This is a genomic window from Halobacteria archaeon AArc-dxtr1, assembly GCA_025517425.1.
In the GTDB taxonomy this organism is placed as follows: Archaea; Halobacteriota; Halobacteria; order Halobacteriales; family Natrialbaceae; genus Halostagnicola.
Map to the genome: position 1 here is coordinate 641428 of JAOPJY010000001.1, position 22351 is coordinate 663778.

Annotated in this window: 21 protein-coding genes; 8 read left to right on the forward strand and 13 right to left on the reverse strand. The window is 62.8% G+C overall.

Translation table 11 applies throughout. The features are described from left to right. Positions 1-22 precede the first annotated feature (22 nt). The 3 genes from OB905_03300 to OB905_03310 form a co-directional block, all read right to left on the reverse strand. Positions 23-1087, reverse strand: a complete 1065-nt coding sequence (locus OB905_03300) for a polyprenyl synthetase family protein (protein MCU4925012.1) — start codon at positions 1085-1087, stop codon at positions 23-25. A 76-nt stretch (positions 1088-1163) separates the two neighbouring features. Beyond that, on the reverse strand, positions 1164-1412 hold the full coding sequence (locus tag OB905_03305; GenBank protein ID MCU4925013.1) for a hypothetical protein: 249 nt from the start codon (positions 1410-1412) through the stop codon (positions 1164-1166). A 109-nt stretch (positions 1413-1521) separates the two neighbouring features. Then, positions 1522-1848, reverse strand: coding sequence for a DUF5798 family protein (locus OB905_03310; GenBank protein ID MCU4925014.1), 327 nt, complete (start codon positions 1846-1848; stop codon positions 1522-1524). Positions 1849-2014: 166 nt separating this feature from the next. Between OB905_03310 and OB905_03315 the strand changes: the two genes are divergently transcribed. Together OB905_03315 and OB905_03320 are read left to right on the forward strand one after the other, a co-directional pair. Beyond that, positions 2015-3457, forward strand: a complete 1443-nt coding sequence (locus OB905_03315; protein ID MCU4925015.1) for an APC family permease — start codon at positions 2015-2017, stop codon at positions 3455-3457. Position 3458: 1 nt separating this feature from the next. Beyond that, complete coding sequence (locus OB905_03320; GenBank protein ID MCU4925016.1) at positions 3459-4262, forward strand: universal stress protein; 804 nt, start codon at positions 3459-3461, stop codon at positions 4260-4262. A gap of 20 nt (positions 4263-4282) precedes the next feature. Here the strand turns inward: OB905_03320 and sufD are convergent, their stop codons facing one another. From sufD to OB905_03340, 4 genes are all read right to left on the reverse strand, one after another. Continuing rightward, the gene (gene sufD / locus OB905_03325) at positions 4283-5497 is read right to left on the reverse strand and encodes a Fe-S cluster assembly protein SufD (GenBank protein MCU4925017.1); all 1215 of its coding nucleotides are present in this window, start codon (positions 5495-5497) and stop codon (positions 4283-4285) included. A gap of 1 nt (position 5498) precedes the next feature. Continuing rightward, positions 5499-6929 carry a Fe-S cluster assembly protein SufB gene (gene sufB / locus OB905_03330; GenBank protein ID MCU4925018.1) on the reverse strand — a complete coding sequence of 477 codons (1431 nt, stop codon included), beginning with the start codon at positions 6927-6929 and terminating at the stop codon, positions 5499-5501. Positions 6930-6988: 59 nt separating this feature from the next. Continuing rightward, positions 6989-7900, reverse strand: a complete 912-nt coding sequence (gene sufC / locus OB905_03335) for a Fe-S cluster assembly ATPase SufC (protein ID MCU4925019.1) — start codon at positions 7898-7900, stop codon at positions 6989-6991. A 169-nt stretch (positions 7901-8069) separates the two neighbouring features. Beyond that, entirely contained in the window at positions 8070-12032 is a 3963-nt protein-coding gene (locus OB905_03340; protein ID MCU4925020.1) for a Hint domain-containing protein, read from the reverse strand. Positions 12033-12167: 135 nt separating this feature from the next. Here OB905_03340 and OB905_03345 point away from each other — a divergent pair, with 135 nt between their 5' ends. Genes OB905_03345 through OB905_03355 form a run of 3 tightly spaced genes read left to right on the forward strand, consistent with a single transcriptional unit; the run spans position 12168 to position 13357 of the window. Further along, complete coding sequence (locus OB905_03345) at positions 12168-12353, forward strand: hypothetical protein (protein ID MCU4925021.1); 186 nt, start codon at positions 12168-12170, stop codon at positions 12351-12353. 48 nt (positions 12354-12401) lie between these two features. After that, positions 12402-12893, forward strand: a complete 492-nt coding sequence (locus OB905_03350; GenBank protein MCU4925022.1) for a hypothetical protein — start codon at positions 12402-12404, stop codon at positions 12891-12893. Beyond that, complete coding sequence (locus OB905_03355; protein ID MCU4925023.1) at positions 12890-13357, forward strand: hypothetical protein; 468 nt, start codon at positions 12890-12892, stop codon at positions 13355-13357. Before OB905_03350 ends, OB905_03355 begins: the two co-directional genes overlap by 4 nt. A gap of 39 nt (positions 13358-13396) precedes the next feature. On the opposite strand, the gene rad50 is transcribed toward OB905_03355, so the two are convergent. From rad50 to OB905_03370, 3 genes are all read right to left on the reverse strand, one after another. Further along, positions 13397-16075, reverse strand: coding sequence for a DNA double-strand break repair ATPase Rad50 (gene rad50 / locus OB905_03360; protein ID MCU4925024.1), 2679 nt, complete (start codon positions 16073-16075; stop codon positions 13397-13399). Continuing rightward, entirely contained in the window at positions 16072-17430 is a 1359-nt protein-coding gene (gene mre11 / locus OB905_03365) for a DNA double-strand break repair protein Mre11 (GenBank protein MCU4925025.1), read from the reverse strand. The genes rad50 and mre11 overlap by 4 nt, the downstream gene beginning before the upstream one ends. A gap of 101 nt (positions 17431-17531) precedes the next feature. Beyond that, positions 17532-17801, reverse strand: a complete 270-nt coding sequence (locus tag OB905_03370) for a winged helix-turn-helix transcriptional regulator (GenBank protein MCU4925026.1) — start codon at positions 17799-17801, stop codon at positions 17532-17534. Positions 17802-17926: 125 nt separating this feature from the next. Here OB905_03370 and OB905_03375 point away from each other — a divergent pair, with 125 nt between their 5' ends. The 3 genes from OB905_03375 (at position 17927) to OB905_03385 (ending at position 20949) form a co-directional block, all read left to right on the forward strand. After that, the gene (locus tag OB905_03375; protein ID MCU4925027.1) at positions 17927-19144 is read left to right on the forward strand and encodes a proteasome-activating nucleotidase; all 1218 of its coding nucleotides are present in this window, start codon (positions 17927-17929) and stop codon (positions 19142-19144) included. A gap of 138 nt (positions 19145-19282) precedes the next feature. Further along, positions 19283-19837: a GMP synthase subunit A gene (locus OB905_03380; GenBank protein MCU4925028.1), complete on the forward strand. Its 555-nt coding sequence runs from the start codon at positions 19283-19285 to the stop codon at positions 19835-19837. Between the two features lie 212 nt (positions 19838-20049). Beyond that, positions 20050-20949 (forward strand): NmrA/HSCARG family protein, encoded by a 900-nt coding sequence (locus tag OB905_03385; protein ID MCU4925029.1) that lies wholly within the window; start codon positions 20050-20052, stop codon positions 20947-20949. A gap of 57 nt (positions 20950-21006) precedes the next feature. On the opposite strand, the gene OB905_03390 is transcribed toward OB905_03385, so the two are convergent. The 3 genes from OB905_03390 to OB905_03400 form a co-directional block, all read right to left on the reverse strand. Next, complete coding sequence (locus OB905_03390; GenBank protein MCU4925030.1) at positions 21007-21321, reverse strand: DUF3194 domain-containing protein; 315 nt, start codon at positions 21319-21321, stop codon at positions 21007-21009. A 10-nt stretch (positions 21322-21331) separates the two neighbouring features. Further along, positions 21332-21727: a prefoldin subunit beta gene (locus OB905_03395; GenBank protein ID MCU4925031.1), complete on the reverse strand. Its 396-nt coding sequence runs from the start codon at positions 21725-21727 to the stop codon at positions 21332-21334. 61 nt (positions 21728-21788) lie between these two features. Beyond that, positions 21789-22301 (reverse strand): DUF2243 domain-containing protein, encoded by a 513-nt coding sequence (locus tag OB905_03400; protein ID MCU4925032.1) that lies wholly within the window; start codon positions 22299-22301, stop codon positions 21789-21791. Between the last annotated feature and the right edge of the window lie 50 nt (positions 22302-22351).

A 22351-nucleotide genomic window follows, 5' to 3' on the forward strand; every position in this document is an offset into this window, starting at 1 on the left:
AAGCGATCGACGAAAATCTGAGTTAGACGTCGCGGTCGACGACGAACTCCGTAAACGCTGCGAGCTGTTGTGCGGCCTCGGGCTCTAGGTCGAGCGCTTCGAGACTTTCGCGGGCGCTTGCAGCCAGTTCGAGCGCGCGCTCGCGGGCGTACTCGATACTCCCGGCGTCCTCGATGATCGCGAGCGCCTCAGTCACCTCCTCGTCGGTATTCGTCTCTGCGGAGAGGATCTCCTGTAATCGGGCCGCGTCGGCGGGATCGCTTTCCTCGATGGCGTGGATGACCAGCAGTGTCGTCTTGCCCTCGCGGACGTCGTTACCGAACTCCTTGCCGAAGTCGCCAGCTCTCCCCAACGAGTTCTCGACGTCTAAGATGTCGTCACCGACCTGAAAGGCGATCGAGAGCGTCTCGGCGTAGTCGGCGACTGCCGCTTCGACCTCAGGGGGTTGGTTCGTGATGATCGCCGCGAGGCGGGCGACGATCCGGCCCAGACAGCCCGTCTTGCAGGCACACATCTCCAGGTACTCCTCGCGGCCGATCCTAACCTCGGGCTCGTTGTGCCAGCAGATATCCATCCCCTGGCCGAGGTGTGTGCGGTTGAGTTCGGCCATCAGCATCTCGTAGGCCGCAAGTCGCTGCTCGGCGGGCAGATTGGCGGGGTTGTGCATGAGAATCTTCAGCGGCAGGAAGTACATCGCGTTGCCCGCGTTGAGGGCGACGTCCTGGCCGTGGACGTGGTGTAGGGCCGGCTCACCGCGGCGAATGGCGGCCTCGTCTTCGACGTCGTCGACGACGATCGTTCCGTTGTGGAGGATTTCTGGGATCGTCGCGTAGGGAAGGTACTCCTCGGGGTCCTCGCCGAAGGCCTCGACGAAGACGAGCAGGAGGACCGCTCGCCAGCGCTTGCCGCCTCGGTCTAGCAGATTCCAGATTGGATCGGACAGCGCCTGCTGGATGCCGTCGGGGTCGTACTGATACGTTGGCTCGCCGAAGTACGACTCGAGGTACGCCTCGTCGACCTCTCGTGGTAACACTTCGGCGATCGCGTCGTCGATCGCAGGTCGCCATTCGGCGAGCGTGTCCCGCATACACTGAGTCGAGACGGACTGTCCTCAAAAATGTTCAGTTACGCCGCGCAACACTCGATCGAGGTTACACGACCGGTTACTCCCCGTCCTCATCGTCGTTTTCACCGTTGGTCGCGTCATCCCTACCGTTCGCCTCGTCGTGATCGACCGCGCCGTTTTCCTGATCCTGACCGTTACCGGTCCCCTCCTCGAGCTCCGGATCAGCATCGTCCTCGGGGTCGCCAGGGCCACCACAGCCGGCGACGAGGGTGGCCGACGCCGACGCCGCCGAGATGCCGGTGAGTCGAAGGACGGTGCGTCGAGTCAGTGCGGTGTCCGAACGCATGGTTCGTTTCTCGGCGCTGAAGCGGGTAAGAGATGTGCCGGCAGTCGCGCGTCGCTGGCCAGGACAGCGCCACTGAGAAGAGATCAACCACTTGGTGCCCGAAGCGCGACTACTCCGCTTGCCCACCCTCGCCGTCTGTCGCAGGCGCTGCCTCTGCGTCGTCGATCGCGGCCTCGGCCTCCTCAAGTTCGGCCTCGTCGATCGCGGCCTCTGCGAGGATCTGCTCGCCGTCGATGTCGTGCTCGTCGGCGATCGCCAGCAACAGCGCGCGCTGCTCGCTGACCGAGTGGTCGAGTCGTTTGACCGTGTCGTGGGTCTCGTCGACCTCCTCCTCTAGGTGGATGATCCGCTGTTGGAGTTCCTGGACCTGCTTGTACATCTGTTCGGCGCGGTCGGAAAGACCCTGAATCTTCTTTGCAGTGCTGCCAAGTCCCATATCCATTGCTGTGGGTTCCACGTAGTTGGCTGTTTCCTCTCGTCGGTGGACGTACCCACGACCACCTGCCTCACGCGTCTCTGGTGACCACTCCCCCGACAGAGCGCCTCCCGTCGGGATCTGCATCTCCCATACGCATTAGTGTGTGCCGTGAGAGGGAGCGAATATGGATGGGGACGGTGGCTCGACGGGTTCTGGAGGCAGTGTTTCGCCACCTCCTGGGAGCGATCTCTCGCCGTCGGAAACACCGAACGTACGAGCGGAGGTGACGGCCCACGAGGAAGGAACCGAACTCGAGCGGACGATTGGCCTCGTCGGCGGCCTCGCGATCGGCGTCGGGACGATGATCGGTGCGGGTATTTTCGTGTTCCCCGGTATCGCGGCCGGCGAGGCTGGACTCGCAGCGACAGTGTCGTTCGGGATCGGCGCCGTCATCGCGATGTTGGTCGCATTGCCGGCCTCTGAACTAGCGACGGCGATGCCCCGGTCCGGAGGTGGATACTTCTTCATCTCTCGCGGGCTGGGGACTGCGTATGGGGCGGTGGTCGGACTGGGGCTCTGGCTCGGGCTCGTCTTCGCATCCGCGTTTTATCTGGTAGGACTCGGCGAGTACGCTGGGGCGGTGCTCACTGAACTCGGTCTGGGACTCGGGGTCAATCCCGCTGTCCCCCTTGGACTCGCGTTTGGCGTCGTCCTCACTGCGGTGAGCCTGACCGGAACCGAACACACCGCGCGGATTCAAAACGTCGTCGTCGGGGTATTACTCATAATTCTCACCGCCTTTCTCACGTATGGCTCTCTCGATGCCCTCGGCGTGTTCGGCGCCGAGTCGACGCCTGAGCGGTTCGTCCCTGCCGGCGGATACCTTCCCGTCTTGCAGACGGCCGCCCTCGTGTTCACCTCCTATCTCGGTTTCGCACAGGTGGCGACCGTCGCCGGAGAGATCAAATCGCCCGACAGGAATCTGCCGTTGGCAATGGTCGGCTCGGTGCTCTTGGTTGGCGTCTTTTACGTCGTCACGATCTTCGTCGCGACAAGTGCCTTCGGAAGCGATCAACTTGCCGAGTTCGGCGAAGTCGCCATGGTCGAAGTCGCCAGGGAGTTCATCGGGCTCCCAGGAGCAGTTGCGATCCTCGTGGCCGGATTGCTAGCAACGATTTCGAGTGCGAATGCGTCGATTCTGAGTTCGTCGCGGACGGTGTACGCCTTGAGTCGGGACGCGTTGCTTCCCGAACGGGCGGGGGAGGTCAATCTGCGGTACGGTACGCCACACGTCGCCTTGCTCCTCGCGGGCGGTCCGATTCTTGCACTGACGGCGACCGGGCGAGTGGAACTGCTCGCGGAGGTGGCGTCGTTTCTCCACCTAATCATGTACGCACTGATCTGCGTCGTGTTGCTTGTCTTGCGCCGACGTGACCCCGATTGGTACGACCCGTCATTTCGAGCGCCTGCTGCGCCGTACCTGCCCGCAGTTGGCGCCCTGGCAAGTCTCGGGCTGATCGTGTTCATGGCGCCGGCGTCGATACTCGTCGGCACGGGAGTTATGACACTGGCGTACGTCTGGTACCGCTACTACGCTGCAGACGTCGAACTCGAGGGGAAGTTCTAACATGGACGAGCACATCAATCAAGACCAGCCGACCGCCGACAGAACCGACGCGGAGGCCGACTCGGAGCTACCAGACGCGAACGCAACCACAGAGCGGCCGCGTGTGTTAGTCCCGGTCGAGGTCCTCGAAGGCGAGTCGATTCCCGAAGGGGTCCACGAGTTACTCGCAAACGCCGTCGTCGTTCTACTTGGCTACCATGTTCTCCCCGATCAAACGCCGCCTGGCCAGGCCCGCCACCAGTTCGAAGAGCGGGCACAGCGTCAACTTGAGCAGTTTCAGGCCGACTTCGAAGCGGCGGGTGCTGTCGTCGAGAGCCGACTCGTCTTCACCCACAAGGCCCAGCAGACGATCGACCGAAAGATCGCCGAGCACGACTGCTTAGCGGTGCTCGTTCCGAACGCGGGCGAGCCGCCGGAGGACGTACTGGTCGCGGTCAGAGGGACGACGGGTGTCGCCCGAATCGGACGGCTGGTCGCGGGGCTGTTTGCCAACACCAGCGTCTCGCTTACGCTCTATCACGCAATCTCCGACGGCGAACAGCGAGAAGATGCGGAGACGTTACTAGACGGCGTCAAAAGTCGACTCATCGAACGTGGTGTCGAGCGCTCGTCGATCGGTATCCGTGTCGACGACGACGGTGATGGGATTGACGCGATTGCCGATGCCGCCACAGCGTACGATGCGGTCATCATGGGGGAGTCTGATCCGTCGGTCGCGACGTTCGTCTTCGGTATGCCCTCAAAGAAGGTGGCGGATCGGTTTCTGGGTCCCGTACTCGTCGTCCAGCGAGAACGTCCGAGATAACCGACGGAGGGTCCCTGCAGTTAGCTACGGAGTCGCGTCGCGATGAGGTCCTCGAGGTCCTCTCGCAGTTCGTCGACGGCGACTTCCTCCAGGACGGGGACGAAAAAGCCCTCCACAAGCATGTTCCGGGCCGAGCGCGGGTCGACACCGCGGGAGGTCATGTACAGCAGATCCTCCTGATCGATCTGACCGACCGTCGCGCTGTGAGACGCTTCGGTGTCGTGGTTGTTGATGATCAGCTTCGGCGAGGCGTCGGCCTCGGACTCGTCTGAGAGCATCAGCGTGTTCTCGCGCTGGTAGGAGCTCGTGTCCCAGGCGTCGCGGCCGACGTCCTGGACACCCTCGTAGACCGAGCGGGCGATGTCATCCGTGACGCCACGGGTGACGAGGTCGGCCGTCGTGTGTTCGGCGCGATGCCAGACCTTCGCATCGATATCGAAGTGCTGGTCGTTGTGGCCGTAGAACGCCCCGACGATCTGGGTCTCTGAGGAATCGCCGTTGAGTTCGGTCTCGACGCTCGATTTCGTCAGTTGGGTACCGATGTTTGCCTCGATCCAGTCGATCGTGGCGTAGGTGTCGGCGTCGCCGCGCTTGAGCGAGAAGTGGTAGGCATCCTCCGAGAGGTTCTGGAGGTTGCCGTACTGAACGGAACTGTTCTCGCCGGCGACGATCTCGACGATCCCGCTGTAGTACTGTTCGTCCTGCTGCTCGCCGGTCGACTGCCGTTCGAGAATCGTCACCGACGACGACTCCTCGGTGACGACGAGTGTGTAGTTGAACAGCGAGCGGGAGTTCTGCTCAGTACGGATCGTGACGTCCTCGGCGTCGACTCCCTCGGGGACGTAGATGACGGTCCCGGTGCTAAAGAGGGCGGTCGAAAGCGCTGTGAGGTAGTTCTTCTGGGGATCGACGATGCTGCCGAAGTGCTCTTTCAGGAGCTCCTCGTGCTCGGAGACCGCGTCGGCCCACGAGAGCACGTCGGCCTCGTCGGGACCGACCTGATCTTTGTCCTCGGCGGCGTTCAGTGGATCGACCAGTGACTCGAAGTCGAGATCGTGGAGGTTCGTCCAGTCGCGACCCGGCGTGCGGATCACGTCGGGCATGTCGAGGTCCTCGAGGGCCTCGAGGGCCTCGAGACGAGTCTCTAAGAGCCACTCGGGCTCGTCGAGACCGCCCGAAATCTGGCGCACCTGTTCTTCCGTCAGATTCGCGTGTACTTGCGTTCCTGCACTCATATTATCCGAGGCTCCCCTCCATCTCGAGTTCGATCAAGCGGTTGAGTTCGACCGCGTACTCGATCGGCAGTTCCTCCGTAATCGGCTCGATGAAGCCGGCGACGATCATCTTCTTGGCGTCGTCGTCGTCCAGACCGCGGCTCTGGAGGTAGAAGATGTCCTCGTCACCGATCTTCCCGACCGTCGCCTCGTGGGCGACGTCGACCTTCGACTCCTCGATCTCCATGTACGGCATGGTGTCGGAGGTGGACTCGTTGTCGAACATCAGCGCGTCACACTCGACGGCGGTGCTCGAGTTCTCCGCGCCGTCGGCGATGTGGACGAGGCCGCGGTAGTTGGTGCGGCCGCCGTCTTTCGAGATCGACTTCGACTCGATCGTCGACTTCGTCTCGGGCGCGTTGTGGTAGACCTTCGCGCCGGTGTCGATGTTCTGCCCCTCGCCGGCGAACGCGATGGTGATGTGGGTGTCCGTCGCGCCGCGACCCTTGAGGATCGAACACGGGTAGAGCATGGTTGCCTTCGAACCCATGCTGCCCGAAACCCACTCCATCGTGCCGTTTTCTTCGACGATGGCACGCTTGGTGTTCAGGTTGTAGGTGTTTCGCGACCAGTTCTGGACCGTCGAGTACTGGACGTGAGCGTCCTCCTTGACGAAGACCTCGACGCCCCCGCTGTGGAGGTTAAACGCCGAGTACTTCGGCGCCGAGCAGCCCTCGATGTAGTGGACCTCCGAGCCCTCCTCGGCGACGATGAGCGTGTGCTCGAACTGGCCCATCCCCTCGGAGTTCATTCGGAAGTACGCCTGCACTGGCATCTCGACCGTCACGTCCTCGGGGACGTAGACGAACGAGCCGCCAGACCAGACGGCGCCGTGGAGCGCGGCGAACTTGTTGTCGCTCGGTGGGACGCAGGTCGTCATGAAGTACTCCTTGACGATCTCGGGGTGCTCCTGGACCGCGCGGTCCATGTTCATGAAGATGACCCCCTTCTCCTCCCACTGATCTTGCATGTTCTGGTAGACGACCTCGGACTCGTACTGGGCGCCGACGCCCGAGAGCGCCTCGCGCTCGGCTTCCGGAATGCCGAGTTTGTCGAAGGTGTCTTTGATCTCATCGGGAAGGTTCTCCCAGTCGTCGGTCCCCTCGCGGGCCTCGACGTCTGGGCGGATGTAGGGAACGATGTCGTTGATGTCGACTTCCGAGAGATCCGGCTGTCCAGGCCAGTCGGTCGGCATCGGCATTTCCTGGAAGAGTCGGAGCGCGCGCAGGCGGCGCTCTAACATCCAGTCCGGTTCGTCCTTATCGTCGGAGATGAGGCGGATCGTCTCCTCGTTTAGCCCCTTCTCCGAGACAAGGGCAGCTTCGTGTTCGTTTTTGAACTCGAAGCGGTCTTCGGTGTTGGTTTCTTTGAGGTGGTCTTGTTCGGAACTCATAGTTGATGTAGTCGTATTTACGGCTGTAGCGTTATTACGGTTGTTCTAGCTGGATTTGGTTACGCGGCGCCGTAGACCTCGTCACGGACCCAGTCGTACCCCTTGTCCTCGAGCTCGGCTGCCAGCGAGGCGTCACCGCTTTTGACGACCTTACCGTCGAGCATGATGTGGACGTGGTCGGGCTCGACGTAATCTAAGATACGCTGGTAGTGGGTGATCTGGAGGATGCCCGTACCGACGTTGTCGCGCAGGGCGTTGATCCCGTTCGAGACGTCCTGCAGTCGGTCGATGTCCAGCCCGGAGTCGATCTCGTCTAACACGGCGACCGAGGGCTCTAAGATCGCGGCCTGGAGCACCTCGTTCTGTTTTTTCTCCCCGCCGGAGAAGCCCGCGTTCAGGTACCGCTGGGCGAACTTCTCGTCCATGTCGAGCTGTTCCATCTTCTCCGAAAGGATCTCCTGGAACTCGGCGACGCCGACCTCGCCGTCGTCGACGTTCCCCTCCATCGGGGAGGTCTCGAAGCCAGCTTCTTCTTCCGCTTCGTCGTCCTCACCCTCGTCTTCCTCGAACAGCTCTTCGCGCTCGTCGATCTTGGCGTTGAGTGCAGTTCTGAGGAAGTTCGTCATCGTGACGCCGTCGATCTCGGCTGGATACTGGAAGCCGAGGAAGACGCCGAGCGCGGCGCGCTCGTTCGGTTCGAGGTCGAGGAGGCTCCAGGTGCGCTTGTCCTCCGGAATGTCGACCTCGTCGCCGAACTCGTTTTCTCCCAGGTGAATCAGGACCTCTCCCTCAGTGACCTCGTAGGCCGGGTGGCCGGCGACGATCTTCGCCGTCGTCGACTTCCCGGACCCGTTCGGTCCCATCAGTGCGTGGATCTCACCCGTCTCGACCTCGAGGTCGACACCGTGTAGGATTTGCTCGTCTCCCTCTGCGACTTTTGCGTGCAGGTTTCGAAGCTCTAGGCGTGCCATAGTACGATTCTCTCTGTCGTCAGAAACGTGGGTCGACCCAGTAATAACAGTTTCGTATCTGAGTGGATCTACTCTCGATGCGAGAATAAATTTTCTGTGATCGAAAACGATCTTCCGCTTTCGGACAGCCGAGTTCACCACCAGGGAACGGCAAGTCGACGACGGACACTCACATGAAACTCTCCAGTCCGGTCTGCTCCTGGCCCGATTTGACCTCCTCCCAGGAGACGTCGAGCGCCTCGAGAATGCGAGCAATCGGTCCTTTCAGCGTCTTCTCGAGCATCGTGTCGTAGTCGACCGCGAACGCCTCCGGAACCTGGTCTTCGTACTCGAAGCAGATGACGTCTGGATCACGCTTGAACGCCCCGTAGATCGGGTCGCGCTGGGGATCGAGTCCATCTTCAGTTTCCTTCTGACGGAAGAACGCCGGGTCGATTCGGTCGAGATAGAGGCGTTTGGGCTTGCTCCCGCGCTGGAAGTTCGTTCCGAGCAACCGGTTGGCGTACTTGGCACCCCGAACCTGGGCCGTGTCTGTGTCGTAGTCATCGAGTCGCTTACCGATCCCGCCCGGAATCGCGAGTTCCTCGAGGGAGATATCACCCGCGCGGACGTCCTCGATGACCCCGTTGACGTACTCCTTGGCGCCCTCGACGTCGCCCTCGCGGACGATCATCTCGATGACGCGGTGTTGGACCTCCTTGGTAATCGGGGCGATATCGGAGCGCTTGTACTCGAATCCGGTAATATCGATGTCGTCGACGTCTTTCCCCTCTTTCCAGGTGATGTGGCCGGCGTAGCGCTTCTTCGTGCCGGCCTGGAAGAACCGCCGGTACAGCTTCTCGAACTCGATCTGGAAGCGGTGGACTTCCGCGTCGAGTTCCTCGCGCGCGAAATCGTCGTACCGCTCGTTTAGGTACTCCTCGATTTCGAACGACTGTTCTATGGCCTCGGCTTTCTCGACCTCGGCACCGAGCTCTATCATCACGCTGTCAGTGTCGCCGTACGCAACGGTGTAGTCGAGTTCGTTCGCCGCCGTTTCAGTGAACTCGATCACCTCACGACCGGTAGCCGTGATCGCCGCGGCGGCCTCCTTGTCGTAGAGGCGGAATCGATCCCATCCCGAAACGCCGTACAACGATTGGCCGACGAACTGGAATTTCCCGTTCCGACCAGCAAGCAGCGTGTGATTGTCCGCGACGGTGACGCAGTAGACGCCGTTCTCAGCTGTACTCTGTGAGGAGCTTCGGTGCATTCGGAGCGTGTTCTTCGTCCCTTCGGTGACATAGACTCGCCACGAACCGCTGTCGCGGTTGTAACTCGCTGTCAGTCCGAGGTGGGTACAGAGTCGAAGCACGTCGTCTCGAAGCGTCTCGCTGGACGTCGTGTACCGCCACGAGTTGACCTGTCGGTCGCCATCCCCGTCGATGAGGACATCTAGGAAGCGTCGCTTCTGACGCCGGCTACAGTTGAATACGAGTTTTGGGATCTGCTTCTCGAAGCTCCCCTCGCCACAGAGTGACGTCAGGAGCGTGCCGAGCAGTTTCGATGTAACCGTGTAGGAACGATCGTCGACGTAGTAGTCGAATCCCATCTCGTCGAGGAGATCACCGATCGTCGCGTGGTGGTCGACGCCGCCGTCAGTAATCGGCAGTTTGTCCTGTGCCAGTTTCACTGTCGTCGCGGACCCGCGGAAGTTCTCGCCGAACTGCTTGTCTTCGGATGTGTAAACGTTCCCCTCCGTTACGAACCAGGCCAGCAAGTCGAGGAAGTCGTCGCCGTCGTAGGTTCGTGGAATCCACTTTCGGCCAGATTCGCGGTGAACGAAGCTCATCTCACAGACTTCCTCGATGTACTCGCGGTGCTCCTCGAACTCTGCTGCCGTAAAGACATAGCCGGTCTTACCGACGTCAGCTTTGGGAACACGACGAGGCGTCCAGCCGAGTTCCGCGGTAAACGTGTGACCGTGGACGGATGGCCGAACCCATACCTCATACTCGCCATCGATCACCCGGGTGAGATCAACCGTCTCGAGTTCTTCGCCGGTCGGCCCCTCCCAATCGTGGGGAAGCTCGTAGTTCGTCGCTCGGTCGAGATCGCCAGCCTCCACGAAGCTGTACCCGTCCTCGGAGATCCCGTTCGTCTCGTTCTTACGGACGAGCATCCGGTGATTCGGCGTGATCCGGAAGTCGATTTTGCTCGTCTCGATGTCGATCAACTCGTTGTTGTAGTCGGGATACGCGTGTGTTTCGACGACGGGTTTGACCTCCACCGTTTCCGTCTCGGGATCGAGTGAGTAGACCTCGTCGCCGACTTCGAGGTCGGTGATTTCGCGGACACCAGCAGGGGTCAGAACCTCAGTGTCCGGCGTGAAACAATTCATAATAACCTTCACCGCCCCCTGCTGGCGGTCGTACTGCTCGTAGGCTCGCGAGCCGGGATCGTGCTCGTTTCGCAGTTCCTTCTTCTCCTCGCGCTCGGCGAGCAGTTCCGTGATCATCTCGCGCATGATCCCGTCGGGCTCCGTTCGGAAGTGGGTCTCTTCGGGCTCGGTTGGCGCAGTGTAGGTCTCACCGTCGTAGCTGTCGGGATCGACCTGCGTCTCCGGCGAGGCGTTGATCGTCACCATACACATCGGATACAGCGACTTTAGGTCCAGTACGGTGACGTTCTCCTTGACGCCCGTGATGGGGTCGAAGACGGCACCGCCCTCGTACTCCTCGCCAGCTTCCTGTTGCCCTTTCGAGGGCAACGCGAATCGCCCGTGGGCCTCGTGGAGGACGTACATGTCGACCGCATCGCCCGGCGTCGGCGCATCCTCTAACTTGCAGCCGACGAACGAGCGCACCTCGTTCCAGAAGGGGATAATCTCCTGTTGGCGGTCGAGCTCGACGCAGAGTTCGACGTCCCGAAGGTTGTACTCGAGCAGCCGCGTCGGGTCGTCCTCCCAGAGGTCCCCGATCTTGCCAGGATACCGTTCCTTGCCGACCCCTAACTCGGCCTCGCCGACGGCGTCGAGCCGGTAGGAGTCGAGTTCGGAGAAGACCATCCGCTGGTAGCCATAGAGCAGGTCGAAGACGACGCGCCCCTTGATGTCGGGACCGCCCCAACCGCTACGCCAGACCTCGTCGACTCGGGAGAGTCGGTCGATTTCGAGGTCGTACTCGTGGTGTGGACCCGCGAGTTCCTCGAGACGGTCGAGGAAGTACGGCGCGTCGAAGTCTTCGAAGTTCCAGCCCGTCATAACGTCCGGATCGGTCTCGACGACATAGTCGACGAACGCCTCGAGCATCGCCCCTTCCTCCTCGTAGCTGCGGACCTCGTGATCGATCTCGCCCTCGATCGGTTCGTAGTCTCCAATCTCGGCCGGACTCTCGCCGTCGCCGACCGGGGCCTCGTAGAGCCACATCACGTACTCGTCGCGGTAGGAGTCGTGGCTGGTGAGACAGACGATCGGCTCCTCGCCGTCTTCGGGAAAGCCCGAGCGGTCGTCGACCTCGATGTCGAAGGTCAGCACTCGCGGATCGGCGTCGACGGCGACGGCCTCCAGTTCGGCGTGAGGGACGACCAGCGAGCCGTCGTCGGCGCGGCGTTCGGGGACGCGTACGCCGCTTCTGATGTCTTTGTCGATCAGCAGTCGGTTTGGGAAGAGGATGTCCGCCTCGTAGTGCTCGAAGTCATCCCGAACTTGCCCGACATCCCGGGGCGTCTGGCCAAAGATTTTCGTCAACTTCTCCCCCCGGATGCTCTCGTAGGGCTCGCCGTTCTCGTCGACCTCCTCGCTACCGGTGAGGCGGTCGTGGGATTTCTCAGGCGGGCGATCCAGGCTCTCCGTCGGGGCGTAAAAGTACGGCTGGAAGCCGACGACCTGGACGTGCTCTAGCTCCCCACCGGCAGTTCGTCCGAAGACGTGAACGATCGGCTGCTCCTCGTCGCCGTAGCCCGCGATGGTGTAGTCGACCTGCATCACGGCGAGTTCGACCGCTCCCTCGGCTTCGGGAAGCGTCTCCTCGACGACATCGATTACCTCAGCTGCTGCTCCACCCCGGCCCGCGACGGCCGCAGCTTCCTCTGCTGGGCGCTCGTCTTCGTCGGCGGCGAACTCCGCGAGCCCGGTCTGTCCCGCCTCTGTCATGGATTCCGGATTCGAAGCCACCGGATAAAAACCCCTGCAATCGGTCGCCGTCGACGAACTGTTGGCGAACCGCCACGCGGCAATACCTGCGGGGGCACAAGACATTTAACTTGGTAACACATAGCATGGGGCGAGGTGATTGACGTGTCCACCCAAGCCGACGACGATCTGGCGGCCGAGCGAGAACCGTGTCAGAAACCCGTGGGAACTGCAACGATCGAGCGCTACGAGACCGAAGAGAGCGTCGTCTTCTATGACGCCGAAAACCCGCTCGCGTGGGTGGAAACGACCCGAGCGATGTCGCTCGAAGAGAACGCCTGAGCAATTCACAAGCCAATCCTTTTGCCCGTACTCCGCGACTGTTCGCTCGTGCTCCCCGACGAACCGAGCGAACACGAGCCAGAGGAGTACGATCCTGAGGCCGCATTCAAGGATCCCAACGCCGACGGACTCACCATTCCGAGCGTCGGTACCGAGAGCGAGTCCGGCGTCGACATGTCCGCCTCCGACGCCTCGAAGGCGGTCGTCCAAACGTTCTGGACGCTGGTCATCACGATCAACGCCGCCGTGCTGTTCGTCTCACTCGGTTCAATGTTGCTGGTCATCCAGGGGATGGTAACTCGTGGGGGCCTGCTCATCCTCGGTGGCATCGCGTTGTTCGGGCTTGCCTACCGCCGCTACAAGAAGTACGAGACCGCAGACGACGAGGGCGAAGACGATCCGGTACCCGACGACCGTCCATCCGATTCCGAGGCGGACGGACCTGTGGCCTCCGAGGGCGCAGCCGCTCCGGATTCAACCGCGGCGCCGGAGACCGAAAGCGATACTGTAGCCGACGAACAAGACGACCACCCCGAATGAGAACCGTTCGCGACGACGACGGAACCCGATACGTACTCCTCTCACGGTCGAGCAGCGCCAGCCGGGTCCGGGACCCCGAAACCGGCGACGAGTGCTACGTCCAGAACGACCGGCTCGAGGACGTCGACGACTCTCCCTTGGAAACTGCAGCCCGAGCGGTGGACGGACCGGTACGGAAGCTTCTGACGAACGTCCACGACGAGCGCACCCTCGGGCTCCTCCTCGAACTCGCCGAACGCGGACCGACTGGCGTGCGAACCCTCCTTTCGACGACGGACTACTGCGAAAGCGATCTCCACGGAACGCTCACCGTTCTCGTCGCCGCCGATTTGCTCGCCGAGACGACCGTCTCCGGAGAACGGGGCTATCAGGTTTCAGAACCCGCTCGAGAGGCGCTCGCCGTCGTTCGGAGTGCCGAGAGCGACGCAGACCCACCAGCGGCTGACAGCGACCCAGAGAGCTGACCAGCGTGAACACTAGAGCCGATTGACCACCAGGGCCACTTAGTCAGAGGAGAGCAGCGCCGTCTCTGGTGGCTGTCCCCGCTCGATGCGCGATCGGTTCGACGTCGCATCCTTTTCGACCCGGACGAGTTCGTCGGCTGCCCCGACTAACTCCTCGTCGTGGCTGACGACGATGATCTGCTCGACGCCGAGCTCGCGCATCGACTCGACCAGCGAGACGAGCTGGGTGACGTGGCCCGAGTCGAGAAAGACCGTCGGTTCGTCCAAGATCAGCGGCGGCATCGGCGCCGCACCCTCAACACCCTCTCCGAGCAGACGATAGATGGCACACCGGAGACTGAGATTAAAGAGGGCGCGCTCGCCGCCCGAAAGCTGCTCGGGCTCGAGTGCCTCGCCGTCTTTCTGGTAGACGGTCAGCCGGTACTCGCCGTCCAGGTCGATCGCGTCGTAGGAATCGTTTCGGTAGACCAGCTCGAACGTCTCGTTTAGCAGCCGTTCTAATGTTTCGACGTTTCGCTGTCGCAACTCGGTTCGGAGATCGCCGTACGTCGTCTGCAAGGTTTCGGCTTCCTCGTACAGCGACTCGAGGCGATCACATCGCTCCTCGACCGCGTCGAGGCGATCCTGGAGGCGCTCGAGTTCGTCGATCTTCTCCTCGACACCGCCGATCCGCCCCTGGATCTCGTCGCGGCGCTCCTCGAGGTCCGTGAGTTTCTCGTCGACGCGCTCGAGATACGATTCGGCGTTCTGTTTGTCCGTTCGGGCCGCCTCGACGCGCCCCTCGTCGAACTCGGACTCGAGGTCTCGCTTGCGATCGCGTTTCGCGGCGAGTTGCTCACGGCGCTCGTCGTTCATCGTCTTCCAGTCGGCTCGGCGCTCGCGGATCGTCTCAATCTTGCGTTTGGTCTCGTCTCGCTCGGCGGCGACCTCGCGGACGCGACGCAAGGTCTCGAGCGCCTCCCGAATCTCACCGCGCGTTTCGTTTATCTCGCCGAGATCGCTGCGGGCATCGTCGATCGCTTCCGCGAGCTCGGCCGCCTCCTCACGGGCGTTCTCGGCCGCCTCCTCGTGTTCGTCGGCGTCGGCTCGGCGCGCCGCGCGCTGCTCGCGGCGCTCGTCTATGGCCTCGCGTTTCTCCGCGAGTAGCTGGGAGACGTTCTCCCGGTTCTCTTCGAGTCGATCGATCCGGCGCTCGGCGTCGACCAGCGCCTCTGCGGTCTCGATCCGGTCTGTGATCGCCTCGCGTTCGGCCTCGCGCGCTTTGCGCTCGTCTTCGAGTTCGGCCAGTTCGTCGCGGCGCTCGTCGATGACATCGACGTGAGGGGAGTCGGCGACCGACTGGCCACACTCGGGGCATTTACCCTCTTCGAGCAGTCGCTCACCCTCCTCGATGGCGTTTCGGACCGTCCGGATCTCCGCGGTGAGCTCGGTGATGGTGTCCGTGATCTCCGCGTGGTCGTCCTCGAGCGAGGCGAGGTGTGCCTCAGCCTCGCCGAACGCGACCGGAGCGTCGGCAAACTGCTCGCGAGCGGCGTCGATCTCGTCGTCGAACTCCGCGAGTCTCGTCTCGCGCTCGTCGATCGCGTCGGCGTCGTCTGCCACTCGCGCGTCGAGGTCGGCTGCCTCCTCGCGGGCGGTCTCGGCCTCGGACTCGAGCTCAGCGGCCTTCTCGCGGAGTCGGTCGGCCTCGCTGCGTCGCTCCGTGATCGACACCCGAACGTCCTCGAGTTCGTCTCGGAGCGTCTCGTCACGGGTTTCGAGCTCTTCGATCCGGTTCTCGAGAGTGGTGTCGTCGGGATCATCGAGGGCGGTCTCTGCGAGCAACGAGTCGCGCTCCGCTTCGAGCGCTTCGTCTCGGTCCCGGTGTGTGCGAAGCGTCTCGGTTGCGTCCTCGCGCTTTTGTTCTGTCTCCGTAATCTTCGACCGTAGCTCCTCGATCTCAGTTGCTAACGTCTCGATCTCCTCGCATGTCTCCTCGTGGCGTTCGAGAACCATCTCGGCGTTCTCACGCGTCTCGACGGCCTGCTCGCGCTGGCTCTCGAAGTGGTCGATTTCGGCGACGACCTCGGCGTGGCTCGACTCGAGTTCGTTTAACTGGTCGTGGAGGTCCTGTTCTTCTTTGCGCTCGACCTGCGCCCGAAGGTCCGCGACGACCTCTCGCTGTCCGTCGAAGACAGTCTTGACGCCCAGGCGTGCGTCGCTCGCCCGCTCGCGGTACTCCTCTAAGGCGCCCAGCTGGAGGAGGTCGTCGATCATGTCCTGGCGTTCACTCGGCGAGGCGTGGATCAGCTTGTTCACCTCGCCCTGGCGGACGTACGCGCAGTTGACGAACGCCTCGGCGTCCATCCGCAAGAGCTCGGTTACCTCTCGGCGGACGTCACGAGCGCCCTCGATCGCCTCGTCAGGGGTCTCGAGGACGCACTTGGTCGTCGTCGCGCGGTCTCCGCGGAGCTTGAGTCGGCGCTCGACGTGATAGTCACGGCCGTCGTGGGTGAACCAGAGTTCGATCCCGCACTCGTCCTCGCCGGTGGTGATCACGTCGTCGAGAGTGCGATCGTCGAGCGCTTTCGAGCCGTACAGGGCAAAGAAGACCGCCTCGAGCAGCGTCGACTTGCCGCTGCCGTTGACGCCGTGGACCACCGTGACGCCGCGCTCCAAGGAGAGGTCGGCCTCGCCGTAGCACTTGAAGTTCCGCAGGCGAACGCGATCGACTTTCACGCGAAATCACCCAGCGAGGCGTGGCCGGAGTCGTCGTCAGCTGTCGTCTCGCTCTCTCCGTCCCGAGACGCCGTGTCGCGTTCGGAAGGGTGACCCTCGTCAGTCTCATCGGTGTCGCTCTCGGTGGGGTCGGCATCCGAGTCGTCATCGGCGTCGCCGTCTGCGAGTCCCGTCTCGCCGTCGGAATCGCTACTGCCGGCCGTCGACAGGGAGTCGTCGGCTGCCTCCGGCGCCGGCTCGAAGGCGTCGCGATCTCCGTCGTCGAGCAGCTCCTTGACGCGGCGCTCGACGGTCTCGCGGACGTTCGAGTCGGGGAGCGTGTCGTCTCTAACCGTCCGGTCGATGTCACGGGCGGCGTCGCTGAGTCCGAGGTCGCTGACGCGCTCCCGGACGGCGTCGTCCGGATCCGCGAAGTTCACCCGGACGCTCTCGTCCTCGTCGGGCAGGTCGCGTCGATCGTTAACGCGGGCGACCAGTGCGCCGCGGTCGGTCGCACACTCCTCGACCGCGGCGGGGGTGATCGGCCGACCCTCGCCCTCGACGGTGACGATCGCTACCGCCTCGTCGAGGTCGTACTCGCGAACGCGCTCGAGGACGCGGTCGACGCCCTCCTCGCCCGCTAACGTAACGTCGACGAACGCGAACTCCCGCGTAGCAGGGACGCTGCGCCGGGAGATCGCGACCTCGTCGTCGACGTCGATCAGGTTGTAGCCCCGATCGTCGCGCTCGTCGGCGCTCGCGCGTTCGGTGGAGCCACAGTAGGTGACCCACGTGTCGCGCACTTCGGCGGTGTCGGGTGTGTGGTTGTCCCCCAGCAGGACGGCGTCGAAGTCGACGGTCGACTCGGCCAGGAGGCGGTCGGTATCCCAGTCTGCGTGGGGAAACGGCTCGAATAGCCCGTGGCTAACGAGAAGTGCACTCTCGGCCGCCTCGGGAACCGGCTCGAACTCGTAGGTGAGGTCCTCGCGCCGGGAACGGGGAACGAAGTCGAGCCCGTAGACGGCGACGTCGTCGACCAGTTCGGGGGCGGCTCCGAGACGAGTCGCCAGTCCCAGATCGGCGAAGAGATCGAGCCACTGGGAGTCGCGCTTTCGCTCGTGGTTACCGACGACCGCGAGGAAGGGTATGTCGGCCTCGTCGAGCGTTCGGAGAATCGAGACGGTTCCTTGGAGGTCTGGGAGGCCGGGTCGGCGATCGTGAAAGAGATCGCCGGCGTGGACCACTGCGTCGACGTCGTCGGCGACGGCGTCTTCGACGACGCCCCGGAAGGCCTCGAGGAAGTCCTGCCGTCGCTCGGGCGCGTTGTACTGCTGGTACCCGATGTGGGTATCGCCCGTGTGTATCACCCGCGTCATCTACGCCACCCTTGGAGAGTGGGCCCTAAATGGATTCCGCGACCGGAGTGAAAGTACTCTCTGCGTGATCGTCTTCGAGAGCGTGTGTGGCGGCAGACGTCTCAGTTCTCGATGTCGAGCGCGTAGAGGCGCTTGCGGGCGTCAGAGAACGAAAAGCGCGAGGAGACGACGTTCTCCTCGTCTAAGCGATTCAAGGCGTAGCGGACGGTCCGGGCGGGCAGCAGCGTCTCCTCGGCGATCTGCTGTTGGGTCATCGTGTCGTTGTACTCTAAGACCTTCGCGACGAGTTTCGCACTCGGCGGGAGATCACGGACGTCGTCCCACGTTCCGCTGGCGGTCGGCTCCTGGTGGAGCGGCTCTGAGGTACTCATCGTAGTACCACCTATCCAATACAGAGTGATAATATTTTCTGTTTCGGATTATACCTAGTAGTAATTCTCTTTCGAGAGTGTATCTACCCGAAGCCTCTTATGAACCAGCGCCCAAAGCACGGTTGATGAGCGACACCGTGGACGACGTCGACCTCCCATACGACGAGGACGAGGCGTCCCAACAGGAGAAAATCCGGGCGCTCGAGGAGCGACTGGAAATCCTCGAGTCCCAAAACGAGGAGATGCGAGACAAACTCCTCGATGCGAACGCCGAGAACAACAAGTACCAACAGAAGCTAGAGCGACTGACACACGAGAACAAGAAGCTAAAACAGTCGCCGCTGTTTGTCGCCACTGTCCAGGAGATGACCGACGACGGCGTCATCATCAAACAGCACGGTAACAACCAGGAGGCGGTGACCGAAGTTACAGACGAGATGCGCGACGAGCTAGATCCCGACGCCCGCGTCGCGGTCAACAACTCTCTCTCGATCGTCAAGACGCTCTCTAACGAAACCGACGTCCGTGCCCGCGTCATGGAGGTCACCCAAAGTCCCGAGGTCTCCTACGAAGACATCGGCGGCTTAGAGGAGCAGCTCCAGGAGGTCCGCGAGACCGTCGAGATGCCCCTCGAGAAACCCGACATGTTCGAAGACGTCGGGATCGACCCACCAAGCGGCGTCTTGCTCTACGGCCCACCCGGCACGGGGAAGACGATGCTCGCGAAAGCCGTCGCGAATCAGACCGACGCCACCTTCATCAAGATGGCGGGCTCCGAGCTGGTCCACAAGTTCATTGGCGAGGGGGCGAAGCTGGTTCGAGACCTCTTCGAGGTCGCCCGCGAGCACGAGCCCGCCGTCATCTTCATCGACGAAATCGACGCCATCGCCGCCAAGCGCACGGAGTCGAAGACCTCCGGCGACGCCGAGGTCCAGCGCACCATGATGCAGCTCCTGAGTGAAATGGACGGCTTCGAAGAGCGCGGTGATATCCGTATCATCGCCGCGACCAACCGCTTCGATATGCTCGACCGAGCGATCCTCCGCCCCGGCCGCTTCGACCGCCTCATCGAGGTGCCAAAGCCCGACGAGGAGGGCCGCGAGATCATCTTCCAGATCCACACGCGAGGAATGAACGTCGCCGAGGACGTCGATTTCGCCGAACTCGCCGTCGAGGCCGAGAACGCCTCGGGTGCGGACGTGAAAGCGATTTGTACCGAGGCGGGGATGTTCGCGATCCGCGACGATCGGACCGAGATCCGGATGGAAGACTTCCGTAACGCCTGGGAGAAGGTCCAGGCCGACTCCGAGGAAGACGGCGAGGTCTCGAAGACGTTCGCCTGAGTTGCGCCGCCGAGGGCGCCCGTTTCTCCTGTCATTCGAACGCCGTACCCGTCTCGTTCGACCGGCAGGCACAGCCCGATCCCCTTCCGAACGGGACTTTCGGACCGTTTTTACCGGCTGACTGGCTACTCCCTGGTAATGACTCGGATCGTCGTGGTTGACAACCACGGTCAGTTCACACACTTAGAACAGCGAGCGCTGCGAGACCTCGGCGTTGAGGCGGCACTCGTCGACAACGACACACCACCGGACGAGGTCGATGCCGACGGCGTCGTCCTCTCGGGTGGTCCCGACATGGACCGGATCGGTCGGTCGCCGGAGTATCTCGATGCAGACGTTCCTGTCCTCGGTATCTGTCTGGGCATGCAGCTCATCGCCACGGAACTCGGCGGCCGAGTTGGCGGCGGTGAGTACGGTGGCTACGCCGACGTCACCGTCGAGGTCACGGACGAAGCGGATCCGCTCATCGGTTCGCTCCACCCCGAGACTCGCGTCTGGGCGAGCCACGCCGACGAGGTCAAGGAAGTCCCCGAGGGCTTCGAGCGGACGGCGAGAAGCGACGTCTGTGGTGTCGAGGCGATGAGTGACCCCGATCGCAACCTCTACGGTGTCCAGTGGCACCCCGAGGTCGCCCACACCGAGGAGGGCGAGGCAGTCTTCGAGAACTTCCTCGAGATCTGCGAGTCTGCATAACCCCTCTGAGACGAGATGGTTTTCGCGGTGGTATCGCCCCGAGAGGGGGTACTGACATCGACGTTAGCTGGTATCACTCCTGTCGCGGAGCGAATATATGGGTTCGCCTCCAAACCAGGTAACGTAATGCAACCACATGCCTCAGATCTTGTTCGATTCAGTTCGACGCGCGCCGACTATCAATCGACGGCAGTATACGCAGGTGAGCAGCGATGACCAGCGTCCTCGTCACCGGCGCGACCGGCAACCAGGGCGGTGCGGTCGTCGAGCACCTCCTCGCGAGCGACGCCGCGTTCGACGTGCACGGTCTGACCCGCGACGCCGACGGTGACGTAGCCCAAGAGCTCGCAGACCGCGGCGTCACGATGGTCGAGGGCGACCTGAACGATCCCGACTCACTGCGCCCCCATCTCGGGGACGTCGACGCCGTCTTTCTGGTGACGAACTTCTGGACGGAGGGGTACGAAACCCAGGTCGAACAGGGCAAAAATGTCGCCGACGTCGCCGCCGAAGAGGGCATCGACCACCTCGTCTTCAGCGGTGTCGGCAGCCACCACCGCGAGACCGGTGTCCCTCATTTCGACTCGGCCTGGGAGATCGAACAACACATTCAGGAGCTCGACCTCCCGACAACCGTCCTCCAGCCGGTGTTTTTCTTCCAGAATTTCGAGGCGTTCGCCGAGGACGCCGTCGAGGACGGAACGATCGCGCTTCCACTGGCCGAAGGCGTCTCCTTACAGATGATCGACGTGACTGATGTCGGGCACGCGGCCGCAGTCGCGTTCGAGTCCCCCGACGAGTTCGTCGACGAACGGATCGAACTCGCCGGCGACGAACTGACACTCGCCGAAACCGCCGAGGCGCTCTCGGCTGTCACGGGCGTCGACGTCGAACCGTATCACGTTCCGATCGAGGACGCCTACGACTCCTTCGGCGAGGAGTTTACCGTCATGTGCGAGTGGTTCAACGAGGTCGGCTACGACGCCGATCTCGACGCACTCGAGGACCGCTTTGGCTTCGAGTTCACGGCTATAGAGGAGTACCTGCGCGACAACGGCTGGGAGGACAAGGAGGAAATGGCCGCCGTTCCCGGCTGGGTCAAAGCCCTCTAAGCGGACACCGGCGCGTCCGCTCTGTGGGCATAGAAAACGGAAGTGGGCGGACGACGATTACGCGTCGAAGAGTTCGTCGACCGCGTCGCGTGCTGTCTGTGCCGCGTCGTCTGCGACCCGGTCTGGATCGTGCTCGTCGTCGGGCGCGTTGAGGTAGACGTCGACCTCGAGAACGCCGTCTTCGAAGCTGACAGTCACGTCGTAATCGCGGACTGCAGACTGCTTGTACGCCGAGAAGATGATCCCCTCGGCGGCCTCGGCCGCCGTTTGGACGACGGTCTCGGGTGCTGGCTCCGCCTCGTCTGTGGCTGCGTCGGCACCACCCGGATCGGGTCCGCCGTCGGCGGCCGCGTTCGATCCCTGGTCTGTCATCGCGATCTCCTTACGCGCCGCCTGGGCCGCCCGGGCCGGCCGGACCGCCGCCCATGCCGCCTGCGCCACCGAGTAGCTCCTGGAGTTCCTCCTGAAGCGACTCGAACTGCTCCTGGACGCGCTCTTCTTGCTTCTCGAGCGTCTCGAGGCGGACCTCGAGGGAGTCGACTTTCTCCGAGAGATCGTCCTCGGCTGCGTCGTACTCGGTCTCGACGAGCAACTCGCCAACCTGGCGGTACATGGTCGTCTCTGCGTCGATCTCGTCGAGTTCCTCGAGGGCGTTCTCGGCGTCGGTCAGCGAGGACTCGGTCTCCTGTTTCTGGGCGGCGACCGTCTGGGCGGTCTCCTGGAGATCCTGCAGATTCTCGATTTTCTCCTGTGCTTCCGGCGGCAGGTTGCCTTGCATACTTCGGCCGACGCCCTCCGGACTGATAAAGCCAAGCTTTGTGATCGGAACGCAGGCCGAGTCACTGGGACACGGCGTCGTCCACAGTCGACGTTCGGACAATCGCGTACCCGCCAAGCAAGAAGAGCAGACCCCAGATTAGGAAGGCCACGTCCCAGAGGAGCGTCGGACCCGGACCGTCTGGCCAGACGTGGTGAAGCCCGAGCAGATGGTGGTTGACGAGCCCCTCGAGGACGTTGAACAGTCCCCACCCCATCAGCCAGGAGCCAAACAAGGTTCGTCCGTCCGGCCGAACGCGCGGGCGCTTCCAGGCGCGGTGTAACAGTGCGATTCCGACCGCAGTCGCGATCCAGGCGACGGCGTGAAAGAGCCCATCCGCACGCATGTTCAGGTGGACGTCGTTTGCAACGCTCGGATCCGGGTGGGCTGAGAGCAGCTGGTGCCACTGCAGGATCTGGTGGAAGACGATCCCGTCGAAGAAGCCGCCCAGGCCGATTCCCAGCGCGACGCCAGCCAGGACGAGCGGTCTGCGACGACGTGGGAGTCCCAGCCACGTCGGGTTCCGATCTGGCATACGCGAGTTCAGAGCGCAATTTGGAAGGAGACATTGCCAGCCGTCGCAGG